The organism is Paraburkholderia sp. RL18-101-BIB-B, assembly GCF_046026985.1.
In the GTDB taxonomy this organism is placed as follows: Bacteria; Pseudomonadota; Gammaproteobacteria; order Burkholderiales; family Burkholderiaceae; genus Paraburkholderia.
The window spans coordinates 1-9,711 of sequence record NZ_JARESV010000073.1 but is presented as its reverse complement, the minus strand read 5'-3'; the positions used below and the strand labels follow the sequence as shown (position 1 = coordinate 9,711).

Annotated in this window: 9 protein-coding genes and 3 pseudogenes; 6 read left to right on the top strand and 6 right to left on the bottom strand. The window is 56.7% G+C overall.

Going from position 1 to position 9,711, the window contains the following annotated elements; genetic code table 11:
- Positions 1-3 precede the first annotated feature (3 nt).
- From P0D73_RS42985 to P0D73_RS42975, 3 genes and pseudogenes are all read left to right on the top strand, one after another.
- Complete coding sequence (locus tag P0D73_RS42985) at positions 4-1,209, top strand: hypothetical protein (protein WP_408435863.1); 1,206 nt, start codon at positions 4-6, stop codon at positions 1,207-1,209.
- 108 nt (positions 1,210-1,317) lie between these two features.
- A pseudogene (locus P0D73_RS47055) lies at positions 1,318-1,413 on the top strand (IS6 family transposase); the annotation flags it as partial.
- Between the two features lie 219 nt (positions 1,414-1,632).
- Positions 1,633-1,818, top strand: a complete 186-nt coding sequence (locus tag P0D73_RS42975) for a hypothetical protein (protein WP_408435859.1) — start codon at positions 1,633-1,635, stop codon at positions 1,816-1,818.
- A gap of 137 nt (positions 1,819-1,955) precedes the next feature.
- Here the strand turns inward: P0D73_RS42975 and P0D73_RS42970 are convergent, their stop codons facing one another.
- Genes P0D73_RS42970 through P0D73_RS42950 form a run of 5 tightly spaced genes read right to left on the bottom strand, consistent with a single transcriptional unit; the run spans position 1,956 to position 6,387 of the window.
- The gene (locus tag P0D73_RS42970) at positions 1,956-2,495 is read right to left on the bottom strand and encodes a ubiquitination-like system serine protease family protein (protein ID WP_408435857.1); all 540 of its coding nucleotides are present in this window, start codon (positions 2,493-2,495) and stop codon (positions 1,956-1,958) included.
- The gene (locus tag P0D73_RS42965) at positions 2,482-4,005 is read right to left on the bottom strand and encodes an aminoglycoside phosphotransferase family protein (RefSeq protein WP_408435855.1); all 1,524 of its coding nucleotides are present in this window, start codon (positions 4,003-4,005) and stop codon (positions 2,482-2,484) included. The genes P0D73_RS42970 and P0D73_RS42965 overlap by 14 nt, the downstream gene beginning before the upstream one ends.
- Positions 4,002-5,324 carry a HesA/MoeB/ThiF family protein gene (locus P0D73_RS42960; RefSeq protein WP_408435853.1) on the bottom strand — a complete coding sequence of 441 codons (1,323 nt, stop codon included), beginning with the start codon at positions 5,322-5,324 and terminating at the stop codon, positions 4,002-4,004. The genes P0D73_RS42965 and P0D73_RS42960 overlap by 4 nt, the downstream gene beginning before the upstream one ends.
- Positions 5,321-5,707 carry an E2/UBC family protein gene (locus tag P0D73_RS42955; protein WP_408435851.1) on the bottom strand — a complete coding sequence of 129 codons (387 nt, stop codon included), beginning with the start codon at positions 5,705-5,707 and terminating at the stop codon, positions 5,321-5,323. The genes P0D73_RS42960 and P0D73_RS42955 overlap by 4 nt, the downstream gene beginning before the upstream one ends.
- Complete coding sequence (locus P0D73_RS42950; RefSeq protein ID WP_408435849.1) at positions 5,704-6,387, bottom strand: hypothetical protein; 684 nt, start codon at positions 6,385-6,387, stop codon at positions 5,704-5,706. The genes P0D73_RS42955 and P0D73_RS42950 overlap by 4 nt, the downstream gene beginning before the upstream one ends.
- A 153-nt stretch (positions 6,388-6,540) precedes the next feature.
- Between P0D73_RS42950 and P0D73_RS42945 the strand changes: the two genes are divergently transcribed.
- The 3 genes and pseudogenes from P0D73_RS42945 to P0D73_RS42935 all read left to right on the top strand — a co-directional run.
- The gene (locus tag P0D73_RS42945) at positions 6,541-7,437 is read left to right on the top strand and encodes a BrxR family helix-turn-helix transcriptional regulator (RefSeq protein WP_408435847.1); all 897 of its coding nucleotides are present in this window, start codon (positions 6,541-6,543) and stop codon (positions 7,435-7,437) included.
- 133 nt (positions 7,438-7,570) lie between these two features.
- Positions 7,571-7,707: pseudogene (locus P0D73_RS42940) on the top strand (DDE-type integrase/transposase/recombinase); the annotation flags it as partial.
- Positions 7,708-8,134: 427 nt separating this feature from the next.
- A pseudogene (locus P0D73_RS42935) lies at positions 8,135-8,763 on the top strand (carbonic anhydrase); the annotation flags it as partial.
- Between the two features lie 149 nt (positions 8,764-8,912).
- On the opposite strand, the gene P0D73_RS42930 reads toward P0D73_RS42935, so the two are convergent.
- Positions 8,913-9,581 carry an RraA family protein gene (locus P0D73_RS42930; protein ID WP_408435873.1) on the bottom strand — a complete coding sequence of 223 codons (669 nt, stop codon included), beginning with the start codon at positions 9,579-9,581 and terminating at the stop codon, positions 8,913-8,915.
- Between the last annotated feature and the right edge of the window lie 130 nt (positions 9,582-9,711).

Genomic DNA, 9,711 nt, shown 5'->3' with positions numbered 1-9,711 from the left:
TCCATGGAAAAATTATCGATAGTGCCGGAGCTTTACTGGAGCCTGCCTGGTCCTCAACACTTTATAGCCCGCATCGAAGTAAGCGCGGCCAACTCGCGTCTAATCTGGATTAATCTGCCCCACCAGAGTCTGCCAGGAACCTGGGAGGGTATCCAGAAGGGGCTTAGAAATGGTCACATAGATCGGATTATCAATCTGAGGATCGGCAGCGGCACCGACATTAGCGCTGAGATAGGTGTTCACTTCGACCGGAAGCACTTAAGCGCTGCCGAGTTGATTGCCCTTCAAGCTGATAGGCGCACCGGCGTTATCCTCATGCCTGACGGACCGGACAGCGCGGCCAACATCGAGAGATATGGCAACGAATTCCTGCGCGCCATCGGCAAAGGCGAAGGTAACGTACACCTCGTGCTTGGCGTCCACGAGGAGTCGCTAGTTTCCGACGCGAGAGAGGGTGGCGTACAAGTGATCACCTTTGACGGTGGCCTATCACCCGACGAAATGGATGCTTACATCGCAATACGTATGCTGTCTCGGCCCGGGCCCGGCTCAACGCGACTTGCGCGAGCAGTCGTATCCGAGTTCGCCGGTTTCGATGTGGAATTGGCAGAACGCATCATGCAGTTAAGCGAGACTCAGATCGTCAATATCATTACAAATCTTCCCCAGTTGATGACAGACACACCACTTCGTTGGCGCTACGACTCCTGGCTGACTCGAACGCGCTCAAGTGCTGCACATGCGGCAACGCACGCCCTAAACGACGCTCATCTTGCTGACCACGGCCCCATCGAAGGAAGGGAGGCGGCGAACAACCGCCTCAAACGCCGTTATTGGCGCGCGTGTGTTAAGACTCTTACTCCGTGGCTCGAAGAACGTCGCCTTTCCGTCATCAGAAAGTTTGACCGTCAGATCAGGGCGGAAGCCGCATTCCACAACGGTAAGATTGCGAAGCCGATCGACAAGCGCGTCATCTACATTGACCCTGACGAGTTGGAGTACAACAACATCGTCGGCATGTGCTACGCAGGAAAGATTACCTCGACAACCACTGAAGAGTCTTGCGCTGAAAACGTGTGCCGGCTTGCTAAAGCAGTTCGTGACGAAATCGCCCACATGCGGATGCCCGTTCTGAGCGATGTTGACCGCCTTATCAGAGAAATGGACAGATTGCTGATTTCGGCGCCGGAATTCGCGGATATCAGATAGGTTGGATTCGGCTTCGCTTGGCTGTTTCCTGTCTGCCGGAGCCCTACTGAGGTGAGCGGTCAGCAGGGCGCTGTCACGTTGGGCGTGGTGCGCACGTAACATGATGCGATGACGAAAACGAAATCGCTTCGTTTCCCGGCGACGATCCTCAGCCATGCGATGCGGTGGTACTTTCGGTTCCAGTTCGCCCTGCGCGACATTGAAGTCGAATGTGCAGTAGTGAGCGACGACAGCGCGCGATAGGTGCCGGCAGATCCGTTGACTTCGTGCGGCAGCCGCAGATGTCCCCGCGGCACGACACTGCTTGCCGGCGTGGCGGCCATAAACGCCCACGCCGCTCGGTGAGCGCGGGGTGCTCAACGCTACCCGTGCCGGCAACCAGAGCCCGGTGTCGTCACAGATCTGTGGAACCTGCAAACGCGCGTGCCGCTGAATCTCGATTGCGGTTGCGGCCGTTTTCGCCTCCGGCAAGCCCTCACCGTCAGGATGTTCGAAAGCGGCGACGAGATCCGGCCGGCTGACCTGGCAGACGATCTTCGCCAGCTGTCGTCGAACGCCGTCAAGAGCGCCGCGCGCCGACTGCCCTGCCCCAATGCGCTCGGCAGTTAGCGCTCCACGGACTTGCGAGCCGGCATGCCTGCATACCAGGCGCGCAGCATGGCGAGCTCCCGCAATCAGATCGGAAACGCCGAGCATGGCATCAGTTGTAAAACACGACATCTATATCTTGCTGAAACGCGGCATTCTTAAATTGCTGCTATATGGTCGGGCAAAAGCTTGAAATGCCCCTTCAAGTCTCCTTTCCCTTCTCTCAAAACACCAGCTTTACGCGCCAGATACAGGCAAGTCCGGTTAACATCCCAAGGGACTTCGTCGAGCCGCTCCGCAAGTAGTGTGAAATTCTGCCAGTGCTCGGTGCATATCTCTAACACACGCCGACGCAATTCAGCCTCCTCCTCGACCACAACATCTCGATCCCCGTCCGCGCTGTCGCACCAGACGATCGTCTGATTCCAGATGATGAAGTGGCTCTGGCATCCTGTATCACGCCAAACTGACGGGAAAATCGAAATTTGATTCCGCTTCTTGTAATAACGCCATGCCTTGTCGGTACGCGGATCAAGGTTGATGGCCAACTTCTCGCCGCATCCATCTGGACACACCATCACAAATGAGCGTAGCACTCCACGTTCGACGAGGACAAAGTCGCCCGGGCGCTCAAGTAGGCTGTCGGCTTCGTGTCGACGCGCAACTTTCCCTCTATCGCGAATTCTATTTGCCTTCACCTGCCCTCTCCATGATCTGCATGATAAGCTTAGCGCCAAGCTCAAGCGCAACTACACGCCGACCCTTATCGGCGACAGTTTTTGGCTCGAACTTGCAATACCTCCACAGAGCAATAACGAGCGCGATGGGATATTCGAGATCATCGCTCTGCTCGTAAGTGCCAAACGAACGAATACGCTGCAGGCATCCGAACAACCACGAGTCGGGTGTCGGTGCAGCATCGACACCGGGTGCAGTCAGAATCGCATCGAGGTCATAAAAGGGGGTGATCTGCCGTTCCCACTCCGGTTGTTCGAACGGATCACTACTGGAATTCCCGTTGCTCTGCTCGTCAAAGACAAGCGAGACCTCGAGTGTCGCCACGTCAATGCAAAGCGGCGCACCATTGCCATTATCCGTTGTCCCTCTTACTGCACCGAGATCGATAAGAATGGCGTCGTCGCCGCGCACTCGAACGTTGTCTCCATGGAGATCTCCGTGAATCGTCGCCGCGCGATAGCCGAATTTATACTCGCATAGCGAAGCCCAGAGTTCGCGAACATCAAGATCCTGGCGTCGAATTCGCTCTGAATTCAGATACTCATCACGAATCCAATCGGGTGCTGTAACCCCAAGCCGCTCAGCATCTTCAGCGGGTGAACCGAAGTGCTTTGGCAGCTCCTTCGCTCGGTCTCGCCATCGCTGCAAGGTGCGATTGAACAAATTCGAAATCGCTGCTTCACCACGCCCCTCTCGTGCGGCTTTGAGAAGTGACTCGGACTTATCGACGAAGTCCGCTACATACACAGACTTTTTGAGTCCTTCGACGAACACCTCGAGATTGGGACGGAGTTCGAAGGGAACATACGGCGAAACGGCGTTCATCGCACCGACCTCCTCGCTCAACTTCCTGCGGTCGCCAATCTTCACAAGTCGTGGCTGTGTCCAATGCCCAATCGAGGCGTACTCTTCGCGACGCTTCTCGTATGCCATAAACACCCTGGAACCGGAACGGCCGCCAGAAATCTCCCTGAGGTGCAATTCGTCTGCGCGCTGAAACGCACGGGCGACAAGCCTCAGCTCTTCGTCGCCAAGCTTCTCGAAGGGGCCGATTTGTTCAATCTTGATATCGTGCCACCTGCGTCCCGGCTGGCAGTCAACGAAGAGGTCGAAATTTACCTCCTTAAGGTGAGGCCGAATGTATACGACGTTGTCCCATTTGTACGTTTCGTCAATTGCGTGCAGGCGCGTCTTACGTATATCAACGGCTTGCTCAGCGGTCGTGCCAAGTATGATGACCCGGATATTGTGGTCAACAAACGCGGCAAGTTGCGAGAAGCCAGCTTCTGCTGCTGCACTGTTTCCGTCTTTGTAGCTCAGAACCGCTACGAGTGTCGTGGACAGCAATGCATCATGCACCTCAGTTGCGGGAAGATCCAGGAGTATCCTAAGTCCTCTCAGCTCGAGACGGTCCACCTCTCCGGCCAACGGCAGAGCACCGTACCAGAGTATTGTATTTACAAGCTTCACGCACCCTCCGTCGGAAGGAAGGGCAATTCGCGCGTCGGGCCTTTACCGGTCAGCCCTTCCGGTCCGCAAGTCCCGCAGTCTGGCGCACAGCTGGTTGAAAGAAGCCTGACCGTTCCCTTGAGAGCATCATAGGACTGCCACCGCGCACCGACCGGTACTGCGGTGAATGCGCCAAGCAACATCGTGACGGCCAGCGACGCCATTGTGCTGTTAATGGAAATCACAGCAGGCTGCCTCGCTCCACCTTCATTGAAGTAAGGATCTGCAGCTTGCTCCTCGGGCGTCATAAGCTCCTCGCGAATCCGTGCTGCACTCAAAGCATTGCTGCACCACAAACAAGGAAGACCTGGCGCAAGCATCTGCGTGCGCCCCGTCACCGCCTGCACTTCGCCTTCATGCGCATTGATGGAAACTCCAATGTCGAATGAGGGAATCAGGTATTGGTACGCAAATGCGGAAAGGAACGTGCGACTCGAGTGGGAATCGGTGCAAATGAAGATGCAGTCGACCGTACGCAGCAATTTCGCAGCTTCGGCAGTCATTACGGAGCCAGCATGGGAGCGCACGATCACATCATCGTTAATGCGATGGATCATCTCCGCCGCGACCTCAATTTTTTGCCGGCCGACAGACGCCGCGCCAGCACCAACAACTCGATTCAGATTAGTGTCTTCTACGGTGTCACCGTCAACGAGCGCAAACTGCCGAATCCCGAGATATGCCAACTGCTGAGCGGTAACCGAACCCGTACCGCCCAAACCAACAATCGCGACATTGAGCCCACGCAGGATCGCTTGTCCGTCTTCGCCGAATGCACGCACTTGCCTGTCGTAACGCTGCTCACCCTCTTCTGCTACGACAGCACCGTGAAAGACGACCTTCGATCCAACCTCACGTACTGCGACTCGCTGGCCTTCCCCGAAGCGCCGGGCGGTCAAGTGGCCATCGCACAGAACCAATGAGAAGCACGGACGCCCCTCGCTTCTGCCATTCAAAAAGTCAACGAGCGTCGCTTCCGTCGCGTCGTCCATCGGTGAAAAGTCAAGAAGTCCACTCGGATGCGTATGCAGCAACGCGAAGCATCGCTTCGTCTGGCGCGCACCCCGAGTCACCCTCGTTAAATACTGCGGAGCGAAAGTGATTTCAGTAGTGCTGGCAGCCACACAATCGTCGGGGCCAGCGACCACGACCTCGTCGACGAAATAACGGTCGCTGATAGGATCGTGATTCAGATAGAGCACCGCACCCCGCTCAACATCGGAAGCGAGCGCATCGACAAGACCTGCAAGCGTCGAACTACCGATGACGATTTCGCTCATTGGACCGCCTCAAACCGTCGACGAATGACATTCACGTACGTCGTCAGGGTACAGATCGACGGGTTCCACGGAGTCTGGAGGTGCCATGAGAACCAAAGCTTGCCAGGATCCGGCTGGCCCGGGTTCGGCTGCCCGATCTGCGCGTTCTGCGGCATAGCGCTGTTCGCGAGGCGCAACGACGGGTCCGCCCAGAAGCAGTCCGGGGCGGCAAACGGATAGCCGTTCGGCACGATGAACCGGACTTCCGTGTTGATTTGGTTCCACCCATCCGGCAAAGGCATCACGGGGATGAGCACCTGATACACCCCATTTCCCATCGCTGTCAGTGATGCGCCCGCATATGCTCGGAGTACGTCAGCGAACTGCTCGTCGAGAGATTTCATACGCGGCCAAAGGTAGCGGGGGGGACAATTGCGAAATGCGCCGGCGTAGTGCGTCCCTTGAATTCGACCACGGTCGTTGGATGGACCACCTCGTCCTCCGAGGAGTCTTCGCTTTCGAGCACGAGCGAATTCACTGGATTCCAGTCCGGCACGCGCGCGGTGATTTGCGCGCCAGTCAGGCTTGCGTGTTCAGTCGTATACTCGACGCTCTCTACGAAATACACGTAGATAGTCGGCGGTGACTCGCGCTTATGCGTGCGCAGATGTTCAACGCCCGCACCATCGAGGCGGAATGCACCATCCAACGGCAACTTCTCGTTGCCCTCTTCGTCGCGGATCCAAAGAAGGTCTTCATCTTCCGAGACATTCGCCAGCCGGCGAATCTCGCTGAGATCGATTGAGGGTTCACCCCACCACGTTGAGTGGGTGTTCACCGTCACCTCGTAGGTCGCGCCAGTCGGGAAGGCATAAAACTCCGCTTTCTGAGCCTCAAGATCAATCTCGTCGTCCGTGCTGACGACGCGCGAGCCGTGGGCGGTCCGCTGGATCAACACGTAATCGTCTGCCGGCTCATAGCCCGCGTCGGAAAGCAGCTGCAAAGACTCAGGCGTACGGTCAGACGTGCGCGCCTCTTTTCCATTAATCAGGAATGCGAATTTCCTGACGTATTCGTTGTCCATATTCCACCTGTCAGCTTTCAAGTTTAGTAGCGTGTTGATGTACCCGTCAGCGCACCGGGGTTAAGCCCTCGGGTCCGTCGGCTGGAGGTACAATTAACATGATACATCAAACAAACACGAACCATCAAAGAAACTTTACACATATGATCCAACATGCCTGAAAGCACTGCCAAAACCCGTTGGGGCGTCGAGCAACGTCTTGAATTCATTGAATTTGTTCTGTACTGGGACGGCGAGATCAATCGGTCGCGCATCACTGATCAGTTCGGCGTGTCAGGTCAACAAGCCTCCAATGACCTTACACGTTATCAATTGATTGCGCCCCAAAATATCCGCTACGACCTAAGTAGTAAGCGCTATGTGCCGACGGAAGAGTTCCGCTACCAATTCATCAAACCAGATGCCGAGAAGTATCTGGGACAACTGCACGCACTATCGAGCGGAATGATCCGGAAAGAAGACACGTGGCTTGACATGGGCACTGCAGCTGATTCACTTCCAATTCCCACGCGCATGGTCGATCCGGAAATACTTCGCGCCATCCTGCAAGCTATTCGCAGCAACAAATCAATTGAAATTCACTATCAGTCTTTTAACAACGCCACGCCAGAACCCGTCTGGCGACGGATAACTCCTCACGCTTTTGCTTCGGATGGGTTTAGATGGCACGTCCGCGCGTTCTGTCATCGCTCGGGCATATTCAAAGATTTCTTGTTGTCGCGGTGTCGCGCCACCCGTGACGAGCAAGCAACAGAAGCGAGCCAATCGGAAGATACCGATTGGAATAGCTACTTTGATGTGCGGTTAATTCCCAATCCTCGCCTAAATCCGTGGGAGCGTAAGGCAATCGAACTCGACTATGTAATGCACGAAGGGGAAGTCACGCTGCCGATACGATGCGCCCTTCTGTATTACTTTGATAAGCGCTTTAGTACAGAGTTTGAACTTCGCGAGCCGTTGGATTTCGCGCAGGATCCAAAGCGAACGCCAGTTGTTATCGCGAATCGAGACGAATATCTGCAAGCTTTGGATCGCGTAAGTAGTTGGTAGACACCTAATTGCGGAAGCGGACTACCTATGCACCAGCGCCATGAGCGGCTCGCCATTCCGTTCTCGTGTTACGCGAGTTGGTCAAACTATTGGCAGTGTCAGGTTGATGGGGAGCCAGCGGTCTAATGAGGTGATATTGTGGCGACGCTCGACGAGCAAGGTGCTGAGTTCGATGTGCTGGTGCAAAAGCGACGCGATAAGACTACGGCAAAGCACTTCTTCCGGAAAGTGGTGCGTTCAAACCCGGTGCCGCGCAAGATCGTTACTGACTAGTTGCGCAGCTATCCTGAGGCAAAGGATGACACGGCAGCTACATTGTCGCCGCACCAACCTCGCCAACCGCCCGCGAACGTCGCCGAGGAGGCTGCGCGCAGACTGCCCTGCCCCGACGCGCTCCGGCATGTACCGTTCCACCGCTTTGCGTACCGGCATGCCGGCGTACCAGGCGCGCAGCATGGCCAGTTCATCGGCGTCGGGAAAATCCACGGAGCGCGGTTCGGGCGACGGTGTCGGGGTAATCGTTCGTTAAGTGCAAAATCTGGCGGTTTTAACGTAAAAGCCGGGTCCGTTCAATGACTTGTGCGGTCCGCGCCTCCCCGGCGGTCTCCGACGTGCAGGGGCGCGCTGCGAGCGGCTTCGCGCGAGGGTACCGCCAGATTTAACACGAAACGAACGATTACCCCTTTACGAGTTCTCCATGCCTGCGGCGCTTGAACTCCCCTCCTGCGGACGGCTCGACCATCTCTTCGACAACAACGAGCGTTGGGTTGCGCAGATGGTCGACGCGGACCCCGATTACTTTTCCCGCTTGAAAGATCAGCATGCGCCCGCTTACCTGTGGATCGGCTGCTCCGATTCTCGCGTGCCTGCTAACCAGATCACCGGCTTGCCGCCAGGCGAGATTTTCGTGCATTGAAATATCGCCAATTTCGTCGTGCATACCGATCTCAATTGCCTGTCGGTCGTTAGTTCGCGGTGGATCAGTTGAAAGTGCGGCACATCATGGTGGTCGGCCACTATGGCTACTCGGGCGTGAAAGCCGCGTTGCTTGGACAACGAATCGGCCTGGGCCGACAGCTAGATCCGGCATATTCGCGACGTCCACGACGAACATGCCGCCGCGATTGCCGGGTTGTCATTGAGCGTGGCGCGTCACCGGCGTCTGGTCGAACTGAATGTCATCGAGCAGGTACGTAATCTGTGCCGGACGATCATCGTTCAGGATGCATGGGAGCGCGGTCAGATGTTTTCGTACACGCTTGGGTCTACGCGGTTCACGACGGCAGGCTTCGTAATCTGCACGCTACGGCGTCACACGCGGATCAGGGCGCTCGAGTTTAGGTCACGGTCGTCTGCGCGCGAGGCGACAATATCGCCGCTGACCTCGATTGGAAAGGCAAACGGGCGTCGTAGCTCATAAAATAGCCGACGCCCAGAAACAAACGTCGGCTCTCGCCCGACCCGCCGGGCATTGATCAGTTATTGCAGCGCGCTTCCAGCGCATCGATAAACGCGCGGTTCCACCGACCTTCCTTCATCGCCCGCATGGTTTCGGCCTCTGCTTCCAGAACGGCCAGCGCTTTCTCGATCACATGTGCGGCGTCCTCCTGCGGAATGGCCAGCAAGCCATCCTGATCGCCGACGACGATATCGCCCGGATTCACCACCATGCCGCCGATCGATACCCGCACGTGGATCTCGCCCGGACCGTCCTTATACGGCCCGCGATGTGTGACGCCGCGTGCGTAGACCGGGAAATCCCGCTCACGGATCTCCGCGACGTCACGGATCGCGCCATCTACTACCAGCCCGACCACACCCACATGAGCTGCATAGAACGAAAGAATCCCGCCGACCACGGCGTTGTTGAGATCGCCGCCCGCATCCACTACCAGGACGTCGCCGGGACGGCAAAATTCCAGCGCGCGCAGGTAGGTGAGGTTATCGCCCCCTCGCGAGCGGACGGTGACCGCGGTGCCCGCCATGGTCTGCTTCCCGGGCCGTTGATACGCATGCAGCCCGACACTGCCGGTGTTGCGATGCATGTTGTCGCTGAGCGCGGAGACTGGGATGGCGCGCAACGCGGTAATAATCGTGTCGGCGGCTTGCGTCGCCGAAGGGTTTTTCCTGATGGCTTTGTACATGATCGATCTTGGCTTCCGGGTGACTAATACACGGATACAACGGTATATCGACCCAGCGAATCGCGCCAAGACGGCTTCGTTCTTGCGCAATAGCAAATGCTTATGAGACAGAACCGGGAAAGTGACAGAA

Coding starts and splice junctions, on each gene's coding strand:
- P0D73_RS42960 (WP_408435853.1), bottom strand. CDS start 5,324: ATGAGCGAAATCGTCATCGGTAGTTCGACGCTTGCAGGTCTTGTCGAT.
- P0D73_RS42955 (WP_408435851.1), bottom strand. CDS start 5,707: ATGAAATCTCTCGACGAGCAGTTCGCTGACGTACTCCGAGCATATGCG.
- P0D73_RS42945 (WP_408435847.1), top strand. CDS start 6,541: ATGCCTGAAAGCACTGCCAAAACCCGTTGGGGCGTCGAGCAACGTCTT.
- P0D73_RS42985 (WP_408435863.1), top strand. CDS start 4: ATGGAAAAATTATCGATAGTGCCGGAGCTTTACTGGAGCCTGCCTGGT.
- P0D73_RS42930 (WP_408435873.1), bottom strand. CDS start 9,581: ATGTACAAAGCCATCAGGAAAAACCCTTCGGCGACGCAAGCCGCCGAC.
- P0D73_RS42950 (WP_408435849.1), bottom strand. CDS start 6,387: ATGGACAACGAATACGTCAGGAAATTCGCATTCCTGATTAATGGAAAA.